25 protein-coding genes are annotated in these 21,147 nt (G+C 72.0%); 11 read left to right on the forward strand and 14 right to left on the reverse strand.

Translation table 11 applies throughout. The features are described from left to right. Positions 1-80: 80 nt before the first annotated feature. The gene (locus tag ABT147_RS13080; protein WP_351405061.1) at positions 81-836 is read right to left on the reverse strand and encodes a DUF6193 family natural product biosynthesis protein; all 756 of its coding nucleotides are present in this window, start codon (positions 834-836) and stop codon (positions 81-83) included. 180 nt (positions 837-1,016) lie between these two features. Between ABT147_RS13080 and mraY the strand changes: the two genes are divergently transcribed. Next, the gene (mraY, locus tag ABT147_RS13085; protein ID WP_351405063.1) at positions 1,017-2,084 is read left to right on the forward strand and encodes a phospho-N-acetylmuramoyl-pentapeptide-transferase; all 1,068 of its coding nucleotides are present in this window, start codon (positions 1,017-1,019) and stop codon (positions 2,082-2,084) included. 70 nt (positions 2,085-2,154) lie between these two features. On the opposite strand, the gene ABT147_RS13090 is transcribed toward mraY, so the two are convergent. The 3 genes from ABT147_RS13090 to ABT147_RS13100 all read right to left on the reverse strand — a co-directional run bounded on the left by ABT147_RS13090 (position 2,155) and on the right by ABT147_RS13100 (position 4,309). Then, the gene (locus ABT147_RS13090) at positions 2,155-2,937 is read right to left on the reverse strand and encodes a DUF899 domain-containing protein (protein WP_351405065.1); all 783 of its coding nucleotides are present in this window, start codon (positions 2,935-2,937) and stop codon (positions 2,155-2,157) included. Between the two features lie 201 nt (positions 2,938-3,138). After that, positions 3,139-3,675 carry a GNAT family N-acetyltransferase gene (locus tag ABT147_RS13095; protein WP_351405067.1) on the reverse strand — a complete coding sequence of 179 codons (537 nt, stop codon included), beginning with the start codon at positions 3,673-3,675 and terminating at the stop codon, positions 3,139-3,141. An 82-nt stretch (positions 3,676-3,757) separates the two neighbouring features. Next, positions 3,758-4,309: a DUF6624 domain-containing protein gene (locus ABT147_RS13100; RefSeq protein WP_351405069.1), complete on the reverse strand. Its 552-nt coding sequence runs from the start codon at positions 4,307-4,309 to the stop codon at positions 3,758-3,760. Positions 4,310-4,692: 383 nt separating this feature from the next. Here ABT147_RS13100 and ABT147_RS13105 point away from each other — a divergent pair, with 383 nt between their 5' ends. After that, on the forward strand, positions 4,693-5,607 hold the full coding sequence (locus ABT147_RS13105; RefSeq protein ID WP_351405071.1) for an SDR family NAD(P)-dependent oxidoreductase: 915 nt from the start codon (positions 4,693-4,695) through the stop codon (positions 5,605-5,607). 30 nt (positions 5,608-5,637) lie between these two features. Here the strand turns inward: ABT147_RS13105 and ABT147_RS13110 are convergent, their stop codons facing one another. After that, complete coding sequence (locus ABT147_RS13110; protein WP_351405074.1) at positions 5,638-7,050, reverse strand: NsdA family TPR-like regulatory protein; 1,413 nt, start codon at positions 7,048-7,050, stop codon at positions 5,638-5,640. Positions 7,051-7,299: 249 nt separating this feature from the next. On the opposite strand from ABT147_RS13110, the gene ABT147_RS13115 reads away from it, so the two are divergent. The 5 genes from ABT147_RS13115 (at position 7,300) to ABT147_RS13135 (ending at position 10,658) form a co-directional block, all read left to right on the forward strand. Beyond that, positions 7,300-8,175 carry a Sco1979 family transcriptional regulator gene (locus tag ABT147_RS13115; RefSeq protein ID WP_502983083.1) on the forward strand — a complete coding sequence of 292 codons (876 nt, stop codon included), beginning with the start codon at positions 7,300-7,302 and terminating at the stop codon, positions 8,173-8,175. A 2-nt stretch (positions 8,176-8,177) separates the two neighbouring features. Further along, positions 8,178-8,429, forward strand: coding sequence for a DUF397 domain-containing protein (locus ABT147_RS13120; protein WP_351405076.1), 252 nt, complete (start codon positions 8,178-8,180; stop codon positions 8,427-8,429). 368 nt (positions 8,430-8,797) lie between these two features. Continuing rightward, positions 8,798-9,298 carry a hypothetical protein gene (locus ABT147_RS13125; RefSeq protein WP_351405078.1) on the forward strand — a complete coding sequence of 167 codons (501 nt, stop codon included), beginning with the start codon at positions 8,798-8,800 and terminating at the stop codon, positions 9,296-9,298. Between the two features lie 34 nt (positions 9,299-9,332). Then, a complete protein-coding gene (locus ABT147_RS13130) occupies positions 9,333-10,142 on the forward strand; it encodes an SAM-dependent methyltransferase (RefSeq protein WP_351405080.1) in 810 nt (269 codons plus the stop codon). A gap of 90 nt (positions 10,143-10,232) precedes the next feature. Beyond that, complete coding sequence (locus ABT147_RS13135; RefSeq protein ID WP_351405083.1) at positions 10,233-10,658, forward strand: MarR family winged helix-turn-helix transcriptional regulator; 426 nt, start codon at positions 10,233-10,235, stop codon at positions 10,656-10,658. Positions 10,659-10,663: 5 nt separating this feature from the next. On the opposite strand, the gene ABT147_RS13140 is transcribed toward ABT147_RS13135, so the two are convergent. From ABT147_RS13140 to ABT147_RS13165, 6 genes are read right to left on the reverse strand one after another with little or no spacing between them, the layout of a single operon-like run. After that, positions 10,664-12,409 carry a PP2C family protein-serine/threonine phosphatase gene (locus ABT147_RS13140; RefSeq protein ID WP_351405085.1) on the reverse strand — a complete coding sequence of 582 codons (1,746 nt, stop codon included), beginning with the start codon at positions 12,407-12,409 and terminating at the stop codon, positions 10,664-10,666. After that, positions 12,406-13,476 (reverse strand): SpoIIE family protein phosphatase, encoded by a 1,071-nt coding sequence (locus ABT147_RS13145; protein WP_351405087.1) that lies wholly within the window; start codon positions 13,474-13,476, stop codon positions 12,406-12,408. The genes ABT147_RS13140 and ABT147_RS13145 overlap by 4 nt, the downstream gene beginning before the upstream one ends. Further along, on the reverse strand, positions 13,476-13,916 hold the full coding sequence (locus tag ABT147_RS13150) for an anti-sigma regulatory factor (protein ID WP_351405202.1): 441 nt from the start codon (positions 13,914-13,916) through the stop codon (positions 13,476-13,478). Before ABT147_RS13150 ends, ABT147_RS13145 begins: the two co-directional genes overlap by 1 nt. Beyond that, the gene (locus tag ABT147_RS13155; RefSeq protein ID WP_351405089.1) at positions 13,916-14,356 is read right to left on the reverse strand and encodes an STAS domain-containing protein; all 441 of its coding nucleotides are present in this window, start codon (positions 14,354-14,356) and stop codon (positions 13,916-13,918) included. Before ABT147_RS13155 ends, ABT147_RS13150 begins: the two co-directional genes overlap by 1 nt. Then, positions 14,353-15,252, reverse strand: coding sequence for an STAS domain-containing protein (locus ABT147_RS13160; RefSeq protein WP_351405092.1), 900 nt, complete (start codon positions 15,250-15,252; stop codon positions 14,353-14,355). The genes ABT147_RS13155 and ABT147_RS13160 overlap by 4 nt, the downstream gene beginning before the upstream one ends. Before the next feature lie 59 nt (positions 15,253-15,311). After that, positions 15,312-16,496, reverse strand: a complete 1,185-nt coding sequence (locus ABT147_RS13165; RefSeq protein ID WP_351405094.1) for a PP2C family protein-serine/threonine phosphatase — start codon at positions 16,494-16,496, stop codon at positions 15,312-15,314. A 63-nt stretch (positions 16,497-16,559) separates the two neighbouring features. Here ABT147_RS13165 and ABT147_RS13170 point away from each other — a divergent pair, with 63 nt between their 5' ends. Continuing rightward, positions 16,560-17,033, forward strand: coding sequence for a MarR family winged helix-turn-helix transcriptional regulator (locus tag ABT147_RS13170; RefSeq protein WP_351405096.1), 474 nt, complete (start codon positions 16,560-16,562; stop codon positions 17,031-17,033). A 179-nt stretch (positions 17,034-17,212) separates the two neighbouring features. Here ABT147_RS13170 and ABT147_RS13175 read toward each other — a convergent pair whose 3' ends face one another. Together ABT147_RS13175 and ABT147_RS13180 are read right to left on the reverse strand one after the other, a co-directional pair. Then, on the reverse strand, positions 17,213-17,617 hold the full coding sequence (locus ABT147_RS13175; RefSeq protein WP_351405098.1) for an STAS domain-containing protein: 405 nt from the start codon (positions 17,615-17,617) through the stop codon (positions 17,213-17,215). 117 nt (positions 17,618-17,734) lie between these two features. After that, positions 17,735-18,562 carry an RNA polymerase sigma factor SigF gene (locus tag ABT147_RS13180; protein ID WP_351405205.1) on the reverse strand — a complete coding sequence of 276 codons (828 nt, stop codon included), beginning with the start codon at positions 18,560-18,562 and terminating at the stop codon, positions 17,735-17,737. A gap of 386 nt (positions 18,563-18,948) precedes the next feature. Here ABT147_RS13180 and ABT147_RS13185 point away from each other — a divergent pair, with 386 nt between their 5' ends. From ABT147_RS13185 to ABT147_RS13195, 3 genes are all read left to right on the forward strand, one after another. Beyond that, entirely contained in the window at positions 18,949-19,788 is an 840-nt protein-coding gene (locus ABT147_RS13185; protein WP_351405100.1) for an RNA polymerase sigma factor SigF, read from the forward strand. Positions 19,789-19,871: 83 nt separating this feature from the next. Then, positions 19,872-20,174 carry a DUF5133 domain-containing protein gene (locus tag ABT147_RS13190; protein ID WP_351405101.1) on the forward strand — a complete coding sequence of 101 codons (303 nt, stop codon included), beginning with the start codon at positions 19,872-19,874 and terminating at the stop codon, positions 20,172-20,174. 39 nt (positions 20,175-20,213) lie between these two features. Next, positions 20,214-20,681 (forward strand): ATP-binding protein, encoded by a 468-nt coding sequence (locus tag ABT147_RS13195; RefSeq protein ID WP_351405103.1) that lies wholly within the window; start codon positions 20,214-20,216, stop codon positions 20,679-20,681. A 22-nt stretch (positions 20,682-20,703) separates the two neighbouring features. Here the strand turns inward: ABT147_RS13195 and ABT147_RS13200 are convergent, their stop codons facing one another. Beyond that, positions 20,704-21,138, reverse strand: coding sequence for an ATP-binding protein (locus ABT147_RS13200; RefSeq protein ID WP_351405106.1), 435 nt, complete (start codon positions 21,136-21,138; stop codon positions 20,704-20,706). Between the last annotated feature and the right edge of the window lie 9 nt (positions 21,139-21,147).

The following is a 21,147-nucleotide window of genomic DNA, read 5'->3' on the forward strand; positions in this document are numbered from 1 at the left end:
AGGTCGGGCCGCTCACGGCGCCAGTCGGGACCGGAACCGACTTCGGCGACCGACTCACGCGAGAGTCCTCGAAGCTCGCCTCACTCCCTGAGGTGATCCGCCCCGGGCGTGACCGGGCCGAGGCCGGGCGGCAGCCGGTGTGCGGCGATCGCCGCGGCCTCCCGTGCGGTGGTCGTGTGCGCGAGGACGGACTCGCCCGTGAGGTCCGCGTTCACCGTGTACCGGTCGACGGTGTGTGCCATCAGGATCGGCCCGACGTCGGCCAGCCGGCGGCGGGTGGTGGTCGAGAAGCGCAGCGCCCAGTGGCTGGTGAACGGATACAGGGCCCGCAGCGCCGGTTCGGCGTACGCCGCCTCCACCAGCGCGCGATAGGCGTCCCCGGGACACTCCGCCGTGCGCGCCTCGGCACGCAGATGCTGCCACTCGGACTCCGTCAGAAGCAGAGGATCGCCGTCGGGAACCTCGAAGCGGCCGGTCGGCTCCACGAACGGTGCCAAGCGACGGATGTCGTCCAGCGCCGCCCCGTCGTGCCACGCCTGCGCGGCCCTGGCCACCTGCGCCAGGTCCTCAGTGACGCCCTCGACGAGCGCCATGCCCTGGTACGACTCCTGACCCCGGATCGACCACCGCCGCTCGAAGTGCCATGAGCTGACGTACAGCGCGTCGCGGTGCGGGAGCGTGCTCGCGACGGCGGCACGCATCAAGGGATCGGAGGCCGACGACTCGACGGGTGCGGTCAAGAAGCCCTCGCCAGCGGCGACTCGGAGCGCGGCGGCGAGGCTGCCGTGAGGGGCGACGTCGGGATACAGGACGGCTGGATCGGGGCGGGTGGCCATGGCCGGTCATTGTGCCGCGCGCGGCGCCGGGCGGGGAGGGTCGCCCTCTCCCGTCTCGTCGCCAACTACCCGCCGCCGTACGAAGATCAGGTGTCTGCATAGGGTGGGGCCTGTGAGAACCAGCGACACCGGTGAGGCCGTCGCGTACCAGAGCGCGACCGAGGGGGAGACCGCCGTCCGATGAACCAGATCCTGTACGCCGGGGCCATCGGCCTGTTCCTGACACTGATCGGCACACCGTTGCTGATCAAGCTGCTGGCCCGGAAGGGTTATGGGCAGTACATCCGTGACGACGGCCCACGCGGCCACGCCGGCAAGCGCGGCACCCCCACCATGGGCGGCATCGCCTTCATCCTGGCCACCCTCGTCGCGTACGCGACAACCAAGATCATCACAGGGGAGAGCCCGACCTTCCCCGGCGTCCTGGTGCTGTTCCTGATGGCGGGCATGGGGGTCGTCGGGTTCCTCGACGACTACATCAAGATCGTGAAGCGGCGTTCGCTGGGGCTGCGGGCCGGGGCGAAGATGGCCGGCCAGCTGATCGTCGGCATCGTGTTCGCCCTGCTCGCCATCCGGTTCGCGGACGACCGGGGCCAGACACCGGCCTCCCTGAAGCTGTCGTTCGTCACCGACTTCGGCTGGACCATCGGGCCGGTGCTGTTCGTCGTCTGGGCCCTGTTCATGATCCTGGCCATGTCGAACGGGGTGAACCTGACCGACGGTCTGGACGGCCTCGCCACCGGCGCGTCGGTCATGGTCTTCGGCGGCTACACCTTCATCGGGCTCTGGCAGTTCCAGAACTCGTGCGCCAACGCCATGGAACTCACCGACCCCGCCTCCTGCATAGAGGTACGCGATCCACTCGACCTCGCCGTCGTCGCCGCCGCGCTGATGGGCGCCTGCTTCGGGTTCCTGTGGTGGAACACCTCGCCCGCCAAGATCTTCATGGGCGACACCGGGTCCCTGGCTCTCGGCGGCGCCCTCGCCGGACTCGCCATCTGCTCCCGCACCGAACTGCTCCTCGCCATCCTCGGCGGACTCTTCGTCCTGATCACCCTGTCGGTGGTCATCCAGGTCGGCTCGTTCAAACTGACCGGCAAGCGGGTCTTCCGCATGGCCCCGCTCCAGCACCACTTCGAACTCAAGGGCTGGTCCGAGGTCCTCGTCGTGGTCCGCTTCTGGACCATCCAGGGCATCTGTGTGATCGCCGGCCTCGGGCTGTTCTACGCGGGGTGGGCCGCGAGCTGAGCCCCGCCTCTTCCGGGCGCCTCCCGCCGACGGCGTCGACGCTCCGTCGACGCCGCCGGACCACGTCGCGTCAGTGGTGGGCGCCGTGCCGGCCGAGGGTCTCCACGGGGGTCGCGCCGGGGCGGGTCCACTGCGGTACGGGGCGGCTGGTGGGGCCCCAGGTGGCGTTCCCGTCCGCGTCCGAGCGCCAGGACCAGCACGGGACGCGGCCCTCGGGTCGGCCCTCGGGGTTGTCCTCCCAGGCCTCGCCGCGGCCGTGGGGCGTCATGTCGAGCAGGCCCAAGGACCCGTTGACCCGCTCGTTGCCGCGGCCCGTCGTGGAGTAGGTGAGGAACACGCGGTCGCCTTCGCGCAGGAAGCACGCGAGGTACCCCATCTCGCCGCCGACCGGCGCGGCCAGGCCGCGCACCGAGTACCAGGGCTGGGTGTAGCCCATGAACGCGACGAAGTCGGCCACCTCGTCCCACGGGCCCGTGGTCAGGACGGCGAACGACACGCCTCGGGCGTTGAGGTAGACGGCGTCCTTCAGATGCCAGGCCGTCGTGGTGCAGCCCTCGCACTGTCCCTGGTGCGGCGCACCGTCGTACCACATGTGCTGATAGACCACGAGCTCGTCGCGGCCCTGGAACAGGTCCAGGAACGGGACCGGGCCGTCGGGTCCGACGACCTGGACCGTCCCGTCGAACTCCACCATCGGCAGCCGGCGGCGGGCCGCCGCGATGGCGTCGCCCTCGCGGGTGTGCGCCTTCTCGCGGACCAGCAACTCGTCACGCGCGGCCTGCCAGGTGGCCAGGTCGACGACGGGCGGAAGGCCGGGCAGCGCGCCGGCCGGGTCACTCGGCGTGGTCGTCATGGTGTCCTCCGTGGTGTCTCGGGCGTGGTGGTGCGAGGCGGCTTCTGCCGGGCAGCGTCGTACGGCGTCCTACGACCCTCACCAGAACAGACCCACGCCCCGGCGGAAACTCATCGCCGCCACGCGCGGGCGCCCTCGGCCGAGCCCGCACGGACCACGCCGGGCCCACCGGCCCACCGGCCCACCGGCGCGCCCTCGGCGCTACGAGGCGCCCGCCGCCAGCCGGAACACCACGCTCCGCCGCAGTGGCCCCTCCGGTACGTCCGGATCGTCGAAGTCGTCGGCCGGGTTCCGGGTCATGCCGAGGCGGCGCATCACCGCCTGGGAGCGGAGGTTGGTGGCGGTGGTCACCGCGAGGATCTCGGGGAGACGGAGCCGGCCGAAGCCGAAGTCCAGGACCGCTCGCGCGGCCTCGGTGGCATAACCGTGGCCCCACGCCGTACGGGCCAGTCGCCAGCCCGCTTCCACCCCGGAGAACGGCAGGTGCTCGTCCACCGGATCCAGCCCGGTGAAACCGATGAACTCGCCCGTGGCGCACACCTCCACGGCCCACCAGCCCCAGCCTCGTGCGTCGAGGTCGGCCTGGAAGCGGGCGGCGGACGCCTCGCTCTGTTCGCTCGTGAGGACGCCCGGAAAGTACTCCCGCACCTCCGGATCGGCGTTCAGCGCCGCCCAGGGGGCGAGGTCGGATTCCCGCCAGTCGCGCAGGAGAAGACGGTCGGTGCGTAGTTCGGACATCGCGCCAACGTAACGCGATCATGGTCCGGGAGCGATCGAATAACCACCCGCGGCGGGCCTGCCCCTCGCCTAGAGGCCACCGCTAGAGGCCACCGCTCGCCCCCAGTCCGCAGCGCACCGCCCGGAGGTGTTCGGTGAGTGGGCCGAGGCCCACGTCGTGGCGGCGTTCGTCGACCGTCTCGGGGTGGCGGATGGGGTACGGGAAGAGGGTGCCGGGGTTGATGCGGGTGCCGTAGAACTGGGGCTGGCTCAGGGCCACCGCGCAGTGGTCGGCGATATAGGCGTGGTGCACGGCGGGGCAGCGGCCGTCCGCGACGGCCTCGGCGATCAGGTCGCGGCAGGTGAGCTGGAAGCCGAGGTCGGGGGAGTGCAGGAGGATCATCAGGGCCGCCGTGGAGGCGGGTTCGCCGACCGACTCGGCGGTGGGCCAGCCGTGGCGGGCGACGATCGCGTGCAGGGCGTCCCCGTTGCCGGCGTGGCACTCGGCGATCCGGTCGCGGGCCCGCGCCGTGGGAGCGGAGCGGACCTCGTGCGCCAGCCGCCGTTCGTCCTCGGCCCTGCGGATCAACTCGGCGGCCAGGGCCCGCTTGCGGGGCGGCTCGGTGCCGGACGTGCGTTCCGACGTGGGATCCATGGCCGGGGCGCCCTTCACCTCGGCTCCCGGGCGGCGAGCGGGAACCGCGTCTTCTCGCGTGCGGCGGCGCGCACCGGTGGCGCCGGTGGCGCCATCTCGCAGGGGCGGGACCGGTGGAGTGAGTTCAAGGCAGCCTCACCGTGCCCGGGGATCGGTCCACCCCGTCGGACGGCGCGTCGTGGACGCTCCACCCGGGGTCGTGCGCCGCTGCGGCAGGGGGCCGTCGGCCGGGCGCGTCGACACTGACCACCGTCATCGGGTCCTCCTGGTCCTTGAGGGTGCTGTTGTCGCAGACAACAGCACCGGGCACACAAAACACCAGGTGGTGGAGGGGTTGTGCAGTTGCGGGCGGGTAGTGACGCGCGCTGTATATGTTCCCGACCATGGTGAACGTCGACGAGAACCCGCTCCTTCGCGAGCGGCACGTCCCCGCCGGCTGGCCCGGTATGCGCGGCAAGAGGGTGGTGGTTACCGGGGGCAGCCGCGGTCTGGGCGCCGATGTCGTACGGCTGCTGCTCGCCGAGGGCGCCCAGGTGGCGACCTGCGCGCGGGAGGCGGCGGGACTTACGGCGTTGGCCGACTCCTTGGCGGGGGAGGAGCGGGCCCGGCTGTTCACCGAGCGGCTGGACGTCACCGAGCCCGGACGGCTGGAGGACTTCGTCACGGCTTCGGCGAAACGTTTCGGTGCCGGTGCCGGTGCCGGTGCCGGTGCCGGTGCCCGTGCGACTGGGGGCAGGGTGAGCCCGGGCGGTCTCGACGGGGTCGACGGTCTCGACGGCGTCGTGGCCTGTGTCGGCGGCTCCCGGGGCGGCACCTTCGAGCAGGCGGACGGTGCCGACTGGGCGGCGACCTGGGAGCTGAACGTCGGGCACACCGCGCGTCTCGTCCGTGCCGCGCTGCCGCGTCTGCGGGCGGCCGGCGGTGGCTCGGTCGTGCTGATCGGCTCGATCTCGGGCTGGAAACCGGGACCGCCCGCCCAGTACGGGGTGACGAAGAGCGCCCTGATCCAGCTGGCCGCCTCCCTGGCCCGCGAACTGGGCCCGGACCGTGTCCGCGTCAACGCCGTCTCGCCGGGCTCGATGCTGATCCCGGGCCGCCGCTGGGACCGTATGCGCCGAGAGGACCCACCGGCGTACGACGCCTTCGTCGGGGCGGAGTTGCCGACCGGTGCCCCGGTCACCCCGCACGAGGTGGCGCGAACGGTGGTGTTCCTGCTCTCCGACTGGGCGACGGGTGTCTCCGGGGCCCACCTGCCCGTGGACCGGGCCCAGAACGCGCCCTCGCCGTACGGCTACTGAGACACTCCCGGCGTGGAGGTGGGCCCGCCGTCAGGCGGCCGCCCCCAGTACCACCCGCGACCGGTGTTCGAAGTCCTGGACGAGGGGTTCGTGGCGGCGGGACGCCAGTCGGCCACGGAAGTCGCGGAGGGCCTGGATGGACCGTTCGCTGTGCACACCGCTGAGCGCTTCGAGGGCGTCGGTGGCCGTGGCGATGGCCTCGTCGAGGCGGTTCTGCTGGAGGTGGGCCGTGGCCAGGACGGACCGGCTGATGGCCTGGCGCCGGCGGCGGTCGGCGTGGGCGCGCACCGACTCGCCCGCCGTGTGCTCGGCCTGCGCGGCGAGGCCCAGGTCGCGGAAGCAGAGGGCGGACTCGGCCTGGAGGTAGTGGTGGTCGAGGAACCGCACCCACGGCGACTCCTGGGCCGCCCCCCGGCTCGCGTCGAGCTGCTTCTCGGCGGCGCGCAACGCCTCGGCGGTCTCACGGGGCCGGCCCAGCGCCGCGTGGCCGCGCGCGGACATGGCGTGCAGCCGCATCAGACCGAGCGGGCTGCCCGCGTCCTTGGCGGTGGCGACCCCGGCCCGGGCCAGCGCCACGCCCTCGTCCGGGCGGCCCAGGCTGGTCGCCAGATGGGAGAGACCGGCCAGGATCTGCCCGCCCAGCACATGGTCACGGCCCTCCGCGCAGAGCCTGAGCCCCTGCGTCATGTACCGCTGGGCCAAGCCGTACTCCCCGGCGTCGTACGAACTCCAGCCCGCCATGGCGGCGAGCCGGGCGGCGGCGGCGAACAGCTCGCGGCGGTGGTGCGGCGGTATGCCGCGCTGCTGGAGCAGTGGGATGGCCTCGGTGGTGAGGTACTGCACGATGCTCGTGCGGATACCGCCGCCGCCGTACTGGTTGTCCATCTCGTCGAACATGCGGAGCATCGCGTGGACCTGCTCCACCGGCCCGCCGCCCGACACCGGGGCGAGTCTGGGGGCGTCACGGCTCTCCACCAGCCAGAGCAGCCAGGCCCGCTGAGGGTTCGTCAGGGCGCCGGGCACGAACGGCACCGAACCGAGCAGACTGCGCCGGGAGATGTCGGTGGAGCCCAGTTCGGCCAGGGTGTGCAGGGTCTCCGCCACGTTCTCGACGTACATCAACGCCCGTCCCGTCACCGGTCGTCCGCGATCGAGCGGGAAACCGAGATCGGCCGGAGTGAGGGCGCGGCCCAGTCGTTCACCGAGGACCGCGGCGATCAACTCCGGTGTGTTTCCGCGTGGTTGCTGGCCCTGGAGCCAGCGGGTGACGGAGGCCTTGTCGTAGTTGGTCTCCGCGCCCTGGCAGCGGCCCAGGTCATTGACCCGGAGGGCGAGCGACGCGTACGAGCAGCCCGCCTCCTTCAGGGCTGTCGCCAGCGGCTTGTTGGGCCCACCGGTCCCCTTGACCGGGCTCCTCGGTAATCCGTTCGTCACGGCGGCCATCCAGGTGTCGCATCGTGTCGGCGCGCGGCTTGACCCCTGCCCGCCGTGGCGCCAACTCCGGGGCGGGCCGGAGGAGTTCGAGGGACGCTGCGCGCAGTGTGCGGCAGGTCACTCGATCACTATGGTGGCCGAACAACTCAGCCCGCAACCGGCGTTCTGATAATTTCAAAATGAACTGCGAGGAGCTGTCCGTGTCAATGGATCGCGTGGCACACTGCACGCTGTGAATCCCGCCCGGGGAGGTTGCACGTGAGTGAGACCCGCGTCGGAGGGAGCGCTCCCTCGGCGCCCACGGTCCTGCGCATGGTTCTCGGCAAGCGGCTCCGCCAGCTGCGGGAGCGGGCCGGAGTCTCCTTCGACGACGCCGCCCGCGCCATCGAGGTCACCGCCCTGACGGTCCGCCGTATGGAGAAGGCCGAGGTCGGCCTCCGCATCCCCTACGTGAAGGAGTTGCTGCGCACCTACGGGGTCTCCGGCACCGAGATCGAGGACTTCCTCGCCCTCGCCCGTGAGGCCAACCAGCCCGGCTGGTGGCACAAGTTCCGCGATGTGCTGCCCGAGTGGTTCAGCGCGTACGTGAGCCTGGAGAGCGAGGCCGCCGTCATCCGGCTCTACGAACCCCAGTACGTACCCGGCCTGTTGCAGACCCACGACTACGCCGCCGCCCTCATCCGGGTCGGCTTCCCCAACGCGAGCGCCGAGGAGGTCGAGCGTCATGTCGCCCTGCGTCTCAGACGCCAGGACCTGCTGGTCAAACCCGAGGCGCCGGCGGTCTGGGCCATCCTCGACGAGACCGTGCTGCGTCGGCCGGTGGGCGGCCCGGAGGTGATGCGGGCCCAGATCGACCGGCTCGCCGAGGCGACGGAACGGCCCAAGGTCAGAATCCAGATCATGCGGTTCGCGGCCGGGCCGCACCCGGGGGCGTACGGCCCCTTCCACTACTTCCGGTTCGGTTTCTCCGAACTCCCCGACATCGTCTACACCGAGGGTCTCGCGGGCGCCCAGTACGTCGACCAGCCCGTGGACGTCGTGACCTACCTGGAGGTGCTGGACCGGATGTCCGTTCAGGCGGAACCGGTGGCCCGGACCAGGGACATCCTGGCGGCACTACGCAAGGAGTTGTGAACATGGCAAGCACATCCGAGCGCTCCGTCCACAGCGGTATGCCCGCTCCCGAACTGGGTGCGGAGGGCTGGCGCAAGCCCTGGAGCGGCACGAACGGTGGGTCCTGTGTGGAGGCCAAGCGGCTGCCCGACGGGAGCGTCGCGTTGCGTCAGTCCACCGATCCGGAGGGGCCCGCCCTTGTGTACTCCCGGGAGGAGATGGTGGCGTTTCTGGCGGGTGCGAAGGCGGGGGAGGCCGACTTCCTGATCGCCTGAGCCGCTTGGGGTGTGTTGTCGGGTGTGGGTCCGGTGGGGCTTCTCGCGCAGTTCCCCGCGCCCCTGAAAGGCAGGGGCTGCGCCCCGTGCCTTTCAAACCCGCAGCCCCGCGGATCACTACGCCCCCGCGGAGCACCATGCCTTCGCGGATCACTACGCCCGCACAACCGGACAACCCGTGCGCGCGCTGCCGTCGGCTGCCGGGTGCGGCCAGACTGGGGGCATCCTTCGGGCCGCGCACGGGGTCGGGAGGGGGTCGACCGCCGCGTACCACCCGAAGGGAGCGGTATGCGTACGCCGCCTCGTGGCCCGGGCCGGGACATGCCGCCCGGCGACGACGCTGTCCGGGCCGCTGCCGAGGGGCGGGGATGACCCCGCCTCCGCTGCCCGCGCTGACCCCGTACCGGACCTTGATCGTCGAGGGGCACGAAGGTCCCGGCCGGACCCGTCTGGTGGCCGAGCTGGCCCACCTCGGCTTCGAGGTGCGGCACATGCCGCCCGCCCTTCACCACCTGGACCCGGCCCTGCCCTACCGCGAACTCCTCGCCGGGCCCGGCCGGCTGGCCGTCGACGGACATCTCCTCGCGGAACTCGTCCACGGGCCGCTGCGCCGGGGCCGCTCCCGGGTCACCTGGCTGCAGGCCCTGGACCTCGCCGACGCCGTGGCCGAACGCGACGGAGCCATGCTCCACCTGACCACGTCCGAGACCACGGAGGCCGCCACCGCCTACGCCCGCGTCTTCCGCACCCTCGCCCAGCACGTCCCCGTGGTCACCCTCGATGTCGGCGAACCGGGCGGCCCCATCCGTGGACCCGCAGCTCGTCCGTACCAACTCTGGCGAAACGCACGGCAGTTGACGATAGGTTAGCGACGACCACGCGATGTGAGGCAGGAGAGTTCCCATGGCAGACGGCCACCCCACTCCCGATCAGGAAGCCCTGTCGAAGATCGACACCACGGTTCCGCACTCGGCCCGCATCTGGAACTACTGGATGGGCGGCAAGGACAACTACGAGGTCGACCGTGAGGCGGGCGACGCCTACCGCGAGATCGCCCCCAACATCGAGACGATGGCCCGCGCCTCCCGCGTCTACCTCATCCGCACGGTCACCTTCGTGGCCCGCGAGCTCGGCATCCGCCAGTTCCTGGACATCGGCACCGGCCTTCCGACGTACGACAACACCCACCAGGTCGCCCAGAAGGTCGCCCCGGAGTCCCGCATCGTCTACGTCGACAACGACCCGCTGGTCCTGCGGCACGCGCAGGCGCTGCTCACCAGCACCCCGGAAGGGGTCACCGACTACGTCGACGCCGATCTGCGCGACCCGGACACCATCCTCGAAGCCGCCGGGAAGATCCTGGACTTCGGCAAGCCGGTGGCCCTGATGCTGATGGGCATCCTCGGCCACATCCAGGACTACGAGGAGGCCAAGGACATCGTCCGCCGCCTCCAGGCCGCCCTGCCGCCGGGCAGTTACTTCGTCCACTACGACAGCACGGACACCGACGCCGAACTCAAGCGCGCCCAGGACGGCTACGACGACACCGGCGCCGTCCCCTACGTCCTGCGCAGCCCCCGCCAGCTGCACGCCTACTACGAGGGCCTGGAACTGCTGGAGCCCGGCATCGTGTCCTGCCCCCTGTGGCGCCCGGAACCGGGCACGAACCCGGAGCCCACGGACGTGTACGGGGGAGTCGCCCGCAAGGCCTAGCACCGCACGTCCGGTACGGGCGACCCGGGTGGCGCGGGAGGATGCTGGGAACAGCCGTGTACTCCTGGGCACTTCGGGTAGGCCCCCCGCATGACCGGCCCCGCCGACTTCGACCGGCAGGTTCTCGAGGCTGTGGAGAACCTGGTGCCGCTCTGGTTCTCGGCAGTCGAGGACGTCACCCCTCGGCTGTCCCCGAGACAGATCCTGGCACTGCGAGCGGTGCGCCGGCGGCCCGAGCCGAACCTGACCGCCCTGGCGGAGCGGCTCGGGGTCGGTCTGCCCACGGCCAGCCGGCTCTGCGACCGGCTCGAAGCGGCGGGCCTGCTCCAGCGGTTCGTCCGGCTCGACGACCGGCGCGAGGTGCGCCTGGTGCTCACCGAACGCGGACACGGGTTCCTCGCGGACGTCACCGAGCGCCTGTCGGCGCTTCTCGGTGACGTCCTGGCGGCCATGCCGTCGGCCGAGCGCGCGCGGGTCGAGCAGTTGCTGCGGGCCCTGGGGGGACCCGCCGGTTGAGCCTGTCAGCCGAGCCGCGCCGAGACATGTCCCGCGTCGCTGTGCACATGGGAGATCAGCAGACACACGTCGTCCTCGTGCTCGTCGTCCAGCAGGGGCTGGAGGAGCCGGTCGGCGGACTCTTCGAGGTCGTCGTCGAGGGTGGCGGCGGGGAGCGCTTCGAGGGACGAGGCCAGCTGCTCGATGCCGGGGTCGATGCCCTGCGCCCGGCGTTCCACCAGCCCGTCCGTGTAGAGGGCCAGCGTCGAACCGGGCGCCAGCGGCTCGGTGTGGTCGGCGATCTCCTGGTGGAGGGGGATGCCGAGCATCGCGCCGGGCTTGGCGTCCAGGATCCGCACCCGCCCGTCGGGCGAGCGCAGCACCGGCGGCGGATGTCCCGCGGCCGCCCAGGTGAGGGTGGGCTCGCGCGGATGGAACCGGGCGATGACGGCGGTGGCGTACAGGTCGGGCTGCAGATGGTGCAGGAACAGATGGAGATGGGTGAGGAGCTGGCCGGGTGTCTTGCCGTCGACGGCGTAGGCGCGCAGCGCGGTCCGCAGCTGGCTCATCATCACCGCGGCGCGCAGACCGTGCCCGGTGACATCGCCGATGACGGTGATCAGACTGCCGTCGGGCTGGCGGAAGGCGTCGTACCAGTCCCCGCCGATGTTCAGGCCCCGCGTGGCCGGCAGATAACGCGCGGCCAGCCGTAGCCCCGGGGTGGTGGGCAGTTCGGTGAGCAGGGCGCGTTGCAGGGTCTCGGCGATGTCGCGGTTGTGCTCGAAGCGGCGGGCGTTCTCCAGGGCGACACCCGCCCGCCGGGCCAGCTCGATCAGCATGAAGGCGTCGTCGGCGTCCCAGCGCTCGTCGTGGGGCGGGGACAGCGTCAGGACGCCCAGAGGCGCGCCCCGGGTCATCAGGGGCACGCACAGCAGCGGCCGGGCGGGGTCGAGCGCGGACGGCGGCTGGTCGTCGACCCCGGGCAGCCCGCCGGGGTGGTCGGCGGCGTACTGGGGGCGCCCCCGGCGGGCCGCGACGACGGCGGCGGCCGGACGCGGACCGCCGCGGGCCACGTCGTCCTCCCCGTCGAACAGCCAGACGTCGGCGGTGCGCGCGTACCGGGGCACCAGGAGGGTGGGCAGCAGCCGCACGATCGCGTCCGGGTTGAGGGACGCGGTCAGGGCGGCGCTGGCGTCGGCCAGGAAGGTGAGCCGGCCGCGCGCGTTCTCGGCCTCCCTGCGGGCCTTCTGCTCGGCGTCGAAGAGGTCGCGCTGCGCCCGCCCGGCCGCGTCCAGCTCGGCGTGCAGGGCCAGCACACCCTGGTTGGTCTGGTGCAGCTCCTCACGGTGGAACGCGACCAGCGCCTCCTGCTCGTCGAGTTTCTCCAGCAGCAGCGCGGCGTCCTCGTCGGCCCCGAACAGCGCCTCCGCGAGCGTCGCCGGATCACCGGCCACATGTTCGCTGTCCGGCACCCGCCCCTCCTGCGAGCAGGCGACCGTCAGCCGCCAGGGCTGCCGGAACTCTCCCGGCCGCCGGTTCGCCGACGTCACCTCGACCAGGAACCGGCAGCCACCGGGCCGCGCCGTGGTGGCCCGCGCCGTCAGCAGCCACGTACCCCCCTTGGTGAGGCACTGCCGCAACTGCGCGGTGAGCACGGACACCAGCCGGGCCCGCTCGGTCGGGGTGACCCCGTGCGCGGTGGCCAGCCGCGCGGTCGCGATACGCGCCCGGGCGGCGTCGGTGACGGAACTGACATGCCAGGTACGGGTCATGGGCGGTGGTCCGGCGGGGAGGGGCTCAGTACGGCGACGGTGGTGTCGTCGCGTACCGGCCGGGCGGGGCTGCTCGCGTCGCGCACGATCACGGCGGCGATCACAGCGGGGTCGAGGATGGGACTGTGCGCGGCGGGGCCCGGACTCCAGCGGCTGGGCAGGCCGTCGCTGTGCAGCACGAGCAGACAGTCGTCGCCCCAGGCCGCCTCGTGCTGCGGGAGATGGGCGGCCCGGTGGGCGCCGACTATGCCGGGCCGCGACAGCAACGGCTGCCAGTCCGCGCCGGTCCGCAGCCGCGCCCCGATGTTGCCGATGCCGGCGAACAGCAACCGCCCCGCCGCGACGTCGAGCTGGGCGACGGCCACGGCCGCGCCCCGGGTGTCGCGCAGCGCGCCCTCCATCCGCCGCAGCAGCTGTGCGGGGGGCAGTTCCGGCGCGCGGTACAGCTGCTCCACGGCCGCCGAGGAGGCACGGGCCGCCGCCAGACCGTGGCCCAGGCCGTCGGCGAGCATCAGTGTGGTGAGGTCGCCCTCCCGGACCCAGGCCCAGGCGTCGCCGGAGAACTCCGCGCCGGCGAAGGGGACGTTGACGCCTCCGGCGCGCACGGCCGCGGCGGGGGAGGGGGCCGGGCGTGCGCGGCGTTCGGAGCGGGCGCCGAGCCGGGCCAGGGCGATGGTGCCCCGGCCGACCGTGCTGTGCAGGTCGAAGTCGTCGGCGACCCGGCGGCAGGTGCCGAGGCCCGCGCCGAGCGAGGACGTCGTCGAGAAGCCGTCGCGCAGCGCGCCCGCCACATCGCGCACCCCCGGCCCGTGGTCGATCGCCACGATCTGCACCAGGGGCGCCGCGCCGTCCGCCCGGCCCGGGGTGGGACGGGACACGACATCGAGCAGTATCAGCCCGCCCCCGGCGTGCTTGAGCAGATTGGTCGCCAGCTCGGTGGCCACCAGCGCGCAGCCGGCGGTACGGCCCTCGTCCAGCCCGGCGCGCGCCGCCGCGGCCTCGGCGGCCACCCGGGCGTCGCGCACCCGGGTCGAGTCGTGCACCGGAACCTCCCAGACGCGCGGCATCAGCGCTCCTCGCGCGGACGCGGGGCGCCCGACATCCAGGACGTCACCGTGACCGTGGTGCCCGAGCCGGGGCGGCTGTCGATCGCGAACTCGTGGACCAGGCGCCGGGCGCCGCCCAGCCCCATCCCCAGCCCCTCGCCGGAGGTGTAGCCGTCGAGGAGGGCCTGGTCGAGGTCCGGGATGCCGGGCCCCTCGTCGCTGAACGTCAGCCGCAGACCCCGTGCGCCGCCCCGGTCCACCGGCGCGCACTCCATCTGCCCGCCGCCGCCGTGGACCAGGGTGTTGCGGGCCAGCTCACTGGCCGCGGTGACGAGTTTGGTCTGCTCGACCAGACCGAAGCCGAGCTGGGCGGCCGCCTGCCGCACATGCTGACGTACCCACACCAGATCGAGATCCGAGTGGATCGGCAGGCAGGCGGAGATGCCGCCGGCGGTCTGCATCACGGACTCTCCTGGCGGGCGTGCCCTCGGCGGGCGAAGGTCGGGTCCGATTCACCGAGGAGGCGCATCGCGTCCTCGGTGGTGAGCGCGGTGCGCAGTCCCGGCAGCGTCAGCCCCAGCTCCACCAGCGTGATGGCCACCGCCGGGCGCATGCCCGCCACCACCGTCCCGGCGGCCAGCAGGCTCGTCTGGGCGGCGATGTCGCCCAGTACCCGGCCGAGAAACGAGTCGACCATCTCCACGCCGGAGAGGTCGATGACCACGCCCGTGGCGCCGCTGCGCGCGACCGTGTCGCTGATGTCCTGCTGGAGCTGCTCCGCCGCGCCGTCGTGCAGATCGCCCTGGAGCGACACCAGGAGCACGCTGCCGAGCTTGAGCACGGGGACGGGTGCCCCGTACGAGGACGGTCCGCCGTACGCGGCGAAGAGATCGTCGCTCACCTGTGCCCCGAACGGGCGTCGTCGCGGGGCACGATGTCCGTGCCCAGTTTCCGCAACGCGTAGGCCAGGGCGTCCGCGAGGCTCGTGCGGGTCAGTACCGAGCTGAGGTCGATGCCCAGATGGACGATGGTCTGCGCGATCGGCGGCCGGATGCCGGAGACGATGCACTCGGCGCCCATCAGCCGTGCCGCCGCGACCGTCTTCATGAGGTGCTGGGCCACCAGGGAGTCGACGGTCGGGACGCCGGTGATGTCCAGGATGGCGAACCGGGCGTGCTGCTCGACGATCGAGTCGAGGAGCCGCTCCATCACCACCTGGCTGCGGGCGCTGTCCAGCGTGCCGATCAGGGGGACGGCGACGATGCCGTCCCACAGCTTGATCACCGGTGTGGCGACCTCCATCAACTGCAGCCGCTGCCGGTGGATCAGCTCCTCGCCCTCGCTGAGCGCCGTCTCCAGCACCACCAGGCGCAGGGTGCCCATCAGGACCGTCAGTGTCGTGGTGCACTCCCGCAGGTGCGTGGCCGGCGCGGCGGCGAACTCGGCGATCAGCAGCTCGGTTACGGGTGGCCGCAGGGCGTCCACCTCGGCGGAGATCTGCGTGACGGTGGAACCGGCCCGCGCCCGGGAGGCGGCCGTGCGCGCGAGCTGCTCGCGTACGACGTGGAAGCCGCCGGACTCCGCGTCCTCGACAGTGTCCGCGGCGGCCACGGCGGCGAGCGCGTCCACGACGGCCCGGCCCGCCTCCACCGCCTCGTCCCGGGAGTGGGTGAAGACGGTACGGAACAGCGCCGCGTCGGCCCAGCGCTGGGCGATCTGTTCCTGCCGCGTCCGCAGGAAGCCCGCCACCTCCTGCGCCGGTGTCAACTGCCTGCCTGCCGTGTCCTGTTCCGGCACGGGTCTCTCCTCACATGCTGACGCGCCTCCCCGCTTCGGGAAACGACTGATGGGCGAATTCATCGGTGGGTCCGGCCGGTCTCCTCGCGGCCGAACCAGTCGAGACAGACCACGAGCGCGTCGTCGTCCGCCTCGGGGGTGCCCCGGTGACCGCTCAGCTCCCTGAGCACCGCGCCGGGTACGTCGGCGGCGGGCAGCAGACGGGTGGCGTTGACCGCCCGGGCCAGTGCCCGTTCCCCGTACGTCTCCCCGCCGGGGGTGGCGACGGAGTACACCCCGTCGCTGACGAGGACGAGCCGGTCGCCCGGTTCGATCGTGAGCTCCTGGACGGCGTAGTCCGTCTCCTCGAACATGCCCAGCGGCAGCTGCGCCTCCAGGGCGACCGAGGTGACGTTCCCGTCGCGCAGGAGAAGCATCCGCGGGGAGCCCGCGTCGACGACCTCCAGGCGTCCCGTGGCCAGGTCCAGATCGAGCAGCAGCACCGACAGGTGGAGGGCTCCGCCGTACTGGGCGTGGACGGCCTGGTCGGCCAGGGCCGCCTGGTCGGCGATGGACAGGCCGGCCCGGCGGGCGTTGCGCAGCGCGTTGATCCCCAGATGGGTCAGCAGGGAGGCGTCGATGCCCTCGCCCATGCCGTTGGTGACGTACAGCATCAGATGGTCGGCGCCCGCCGACCAGTCGAAGTTGTCGCCGAAGATGGCGTAGGCGGGCTCCAGCCGGCCGCCGAGCGCGTATTCGGGACGGGTGGAGGAAAGGCCCGGCAGCAACTGCCACTGCATCTCCGCCGCCAGGGTCAGCCGGCTGGAGCGACGCGCTCGGAGGTACAGATCGGTGTCCCGCTCCGCGACGACCAGCTCGTGCCCCAGCACGCGGGCCAGCTCCGCCAGTTCGGCGAGGCACTCCTCGGCGTGCGCGGCGGACGGCAGTGTCAGGCACAGCACACCCAGCCGGTCACCGCGCACGGTCACCGGCAGATGCGCCCGCACCCGGCCGTCGGCGCGGTGATCCACATACGGTTCCTGTGCCCCGAACGCCCGGCCGGCGGGCCCGATGTGCATCGGAAGGGGCTCCGGCGCGTCGGGCCGCGTGGACACGGGCCGCAGGGTGGTGAGCGAGTAGTCGGCCAGGTAGACCTCGACGTCCCGCGCCGACCATTCGTCGCGCAGTACGGCGCGGAGCGCGTCCACCAGCTGGTGCGGAGCAGCGGAGCGCAGTGCTCGTTCGGCTGCCACGAATCTGTTCACGATGTCGGATACGCCATTCTTTCCACAGCTGACAGTGTTCGAAATGCCTGGAAGAGTGGGTCCGTGACTTCCTCCTCCCACCCCCGGCCGGACGAGGTGGCGCGGGTGACCTCCGAGGCGGCCGAGCTGCTGGAGGTCCTGTGGGCCCGCGCCTCGACGGCACCGGTGTCCGCTTCCCAGATCCGCGTGCTCTTCGTCCTGGAGCACAACGACGGCATCAACCTGCGGATGCTCGCCGACGCCCTCGGCTCCACACCGCCCTCCACCAGCCGGCTGTGCGACCGCCTGGAAGCGGTGGGCTTCGTCGAGCGCCACGCCAGCACGGCCGACAGGCGCGAGCTGTGTCTGCGGCTGAGCCGGCGCGGACGGTCCTTCCTGGCGGACCTGCGGGCCCGTCGTGAACGCGCCCTGCGGTCCGTGCTGGAGCAGATGCCCGCCGGGAAGCGGACCGCGCTGGTGGAGGGGCTGGAGGCGTTCTGCGGCGCCGCGGCGGCGGAGATCCACGAGGGCGACGCCACCGACGCCCGGAGCGCCTGACCGCCGCCGACCCGACCCCGGTCCGACAGCCTCATCCCAACCCTTTCCACATGCTCGGCCCGGCTCACTCTGTTGCCTTCCGGCCATAGTTGTCAAACGACAACTGTTGGTCGCGTGTAGGCGCCGCAGCGCCGACGGACCACGCCTGAAGGCGCCGCCCGTCGGCGCGTCGGCAGCCGCTACTCCTCCGCCCGCGGCTCGTCCGGACGCGGCGCCGTCTGCCCGGAGTCCACGGCCGCCAGCGCCTCGTCCACGCTGTCCACCGTCGTCACGGTGAGGCTGACACCGGTGAGATCGAGTATTCGCCGCACGGCCGGCGCCGGGGCGATCACATACACGCCGCCCGGGATCCGGCGCACCTCCTGATACGTCCGCAGGATGATGTTCATGCCGGACGAGTCCATGAAGGGGACCGCCGACACGTCCAGCAGGAAGTGCCGTCGGCCGTGGCGCAGTTGGTTCGCCAGATGATGTTGCAGTTCGGTCGCCGTGTCGATGTCCAGTTCCCCCTCGATCGTGAACAGCACGGCGTCGTCCCGAGGCAGATCGACCTTGATCGACAGGGGATTCTGGGCAACGGACACAAGAGCCTCCCAAGGCGCTACCGATCGGGACGGGTGCCCCGATTCACGGATTCGACGCATCGACCGGCGATGCGCCCGTGCGCATACCCGCGAATCGTCCGGACACACGGGCCCCGATCAGGCGACTCCGGGCTCCAGGAGCCCCTTGCGCAGCCGCTTGATGATGCGGCTGATCAGCCGGGACACATGCATCTGGGACACCCCGAGCTGCTCGGCGATCTGTGACTGGGTCTGCTCCTCCACGAACCGCAGATGAAGGATGCGCCGCTCACGGTCGTCGAGTTCGGTGATCAGCGGCGCCAATGAGTGGAAGTCCTCGACGAGTTGCAGGGACGGGTCCTCCTCGCCGATCAGATCGCCCAGCACGGTGTCGCCGTCCTCGCCGCCGTCGGAGGTGAGCGCCGCGTCGAGGGAGGAGGTGTTGTAGCCGTTGGACGCCTTGCGCGCCTCGATGACCTCCTCCTCGGACAGGGACATCAGCTCCGACAGTTCACGCGTCGTCGGCATCCGGCCCAGCCGGGACTGCAGCTCGTCCGTCGCCCGGGCCAGCTCCACCCGCGCCTCCTGCAGCCGCCGCGGCACATGCACCGCCCAGCTGGTGTCCCGGAAGAACCGCTTGATCTCGCCGACGATGTACGGCACGGCGAACGTGGTGAACTCCACCTCCCGGGACAGCTCGAACCGGTCGATGGCCTTGATCAGCCCGATGGTCCCCACCTGGACGATGTCCTCCAGGGAGTCCTCCCGGCCGCGGAAGCGCGAGGCCGCGTACCGCACGAGCGAGAGATTCATCTCGATCAGCGTGTTGCGCACGTACTGATAGGTGTGCGTGCCCTCGTCCAGCATGGCGAGCCGGTCGAAGAACTGCCGCGACATCTCCCGCGCGTCCTTCGGCCTGACCTGCGACGGGTCCTCGATCAGGGGCAGGCCCACCCCGTCCGCCATGACCGTCCTGTGTGCCGTGGCTGTTGTCGTGCGCGCCGTCACGGCTGCCATGCTGTCCACCCCTCTCGCCCGAACCCTTGCTGCCATCCCACGCCTGCCCCGCTCTCCGCGTCTCAGTCCCACCCGGACCCGAAAGGGACCGTGTCGCTCCCCACTCTGGCCTGAAGTCGCCGCCGCTCCCGGCGGCGGGGACCCGCGGAGCCGACGGTCCGGCACGACGAACACGCATCCCGTTGTTTGTCCACGGAGCCGTGGGGCAAGCGGAGTTCCACGCCTCCGGATCGGAGGCACACCGGCGGAAGCGGTGTTTCGCGTACGGGCCCTGGTCGCCCGCCCACCGCTCTCCGCCGCCCTTCCCTGAAAGCGTCGTTCAGGAGCGATTTCCCATGCTGGTCAATGTGTCCGCAAACGGTTCCGGTACCTCCGCACGTCCCGGCACGCCCGACAGGAGGACGCACGACGACGCCCCCCAGACCGCCGCCGCCTTCGCCCGGCTCGCGGCGATGGACGAAGGCCCCGAACGCGACGCCGTACGGGACGAACTCGTGCGGGCCTGGTTGCCCATGGCGCACCGCATAGCCGGCCGCTTCCGCAACCGCGGCGAGTCCCTGGAGGATCTGCGCCAGGTCGCGGCCATGGGCCTGGTCAAGGCGGTGGACCGCTACGAGCCGGACCGGGGGGCGTTCGAGAGCTACGCCGTGCCCACCATCACCGGAGAGATCAAGAGGCACTTCCGCGACCGGATGTGGACACTCCGCGTCCCCCGGCGCGTCCAGGACCTGCGCAACAAGGTGCGCGTGGCGCGCCGCGAACTCAGCCAGACCTCCGGCGGCGCCACCGAGCCGTCGGTCGCCGACATCGCCGCCCGCGCCGGACTCACCGAGGAAGAGGTCAACGCCGGGATGGAGGCGCTCGACAGCTTCAGCGCCCTGTCGCTGGACGCCGAGATGTCCTCCGGGGACGACGGCTACAGCCTCGCCGACACTCTCGGCTCGCCCGACTCGGCGTACGACGTCGTCGTGGACCGCGAGGCGGTCAAGGAAGGGCTGCGGCGGCTGCCCGAACGCGAACGAGCCATCCTCTACATGCGCTTCTTCGAGGACATGACGCAGAACCGTATCGCCGACCGCCTCGGCATCTCCCAGATGCATGTCTCCCGCCTCATCAGCCGCAGCTGCGCCCGCGTCCGCGACGAGGCCCTCGGCGGCACCACGCCCGCCGCCTGACCCGACCGCCGTACGCCGTGGTCCGGCCGGCCGCTCTGCCCGGCCGCCGGACGCCGCCGTCCGAACGCCCAGGAGAGATACCGATGCTGACGCCCCATCCCGCGACCCTGCGCGGGCTCGTCGAGGAGTACGAGTCACTCGTGCCCCACGAGGGCGAGCCGAGCGACCCCCGGACCGTGCGCCGCGCCCAGGACCTGGCGTACACGCTGTGCGTGTCCACCGGCACCCGTGACGTCCAGCGGGCCCTGGACACCGCACACCGGCAGCTCGCCGCAGCGCAGGCGACCGCGACCGCCGAGCTGTGCGGGCAGCGGCTGGTACTTCCCGGAGATCTCGGCAGTCATGGTCCGGGCGCGAGCGGGTATGCGGCGCTCCATGAACAGTGATGAGTCGAGCTGTCCCGAGCCGTCGACCCCGCACACGCCATGACATCGATGGAACGCCACCTGCTGATGAACCACGACACCGCTCCCGTGGAAGCACCGTCCGGCCGTGCGGCGCGGCCGCCGGTCGCGATCACCACCGCCGCGGCGGCCCGCCGCCATGTGCGGGCGTTCGTGGGAGAGCGGTGGCGTTCCCCGGCCGGACCGCCGACCGAGCAGTCGATGATCGACCTGATCCTCGTCGTCTCCGAACTGGTCACCAACGCGATCCGGCACGGCGGCGGCATCGCCGGATTCCACGTCGACCTCACCCCCGAGGGCGTCCGGCTGAGCGTGCGGGACCACAGCCCCGCCGTGCCCGTGGGTCTCCACGGGCCCGGCGTGCTGCCCCGCGCCCACGAGGGCAACGGCTACGGATGGCCGCTGATCAACCGCCTGTCCAGCGAGGTCGACGTGGAACGCCGCACGGCCGGCGGCAAGACGATCAGCGTCCTGGTGCCGCTGGCCTGACACCTCACCAGGGCAGGAAGTCTCACCAGGGCAGAAAGACGTGGACGTCCTTGCCGTGGTCGTGCACCACCACGCTCACCTGGTCGCACAGCGTGTGGATCAGATACCAGCCGATACCGCCGCCGCCCTTGCTGGGACTGAAGGGACGCGGCGCGGGCGACGCCGTGCTCGTGTCCCCCAGCGTCACATGCACCCCGTCGAGGGTGCGGCGCATCGTCAGCTCGAAGCGCCCCGGAGCGTACTGCACCGCGTTTGCGGCCAGCTCCGTGACCACCAGCAGGATGTCGTCCCAGTGCTCGACGGCGGCCGGCGGCGAGGTGCGCGCGAGGATGCCCAGGAACCCCTCGGCGGCCGTACGGGCTCCCGTCACGTCGCCGAGGGCTCCGTCGAAGGCGGCGTGGCTGTCGTAGATCTCCTCGGCAGGCAGTTTGTCGTCCCTACGTGGCTCGGTTGCCATCTCGTGTTC

The sequence above is a fragment of the Streptomyces sp. NPDC001868 genome (genome assembly GCF_040297125.1).
In the GTDB taxonomy this organism is placed as follows: Bacteria; Actinomycetota; Actinomycetes; order Streptomycetales; family Streptomycetaceae; genus Streptomyces.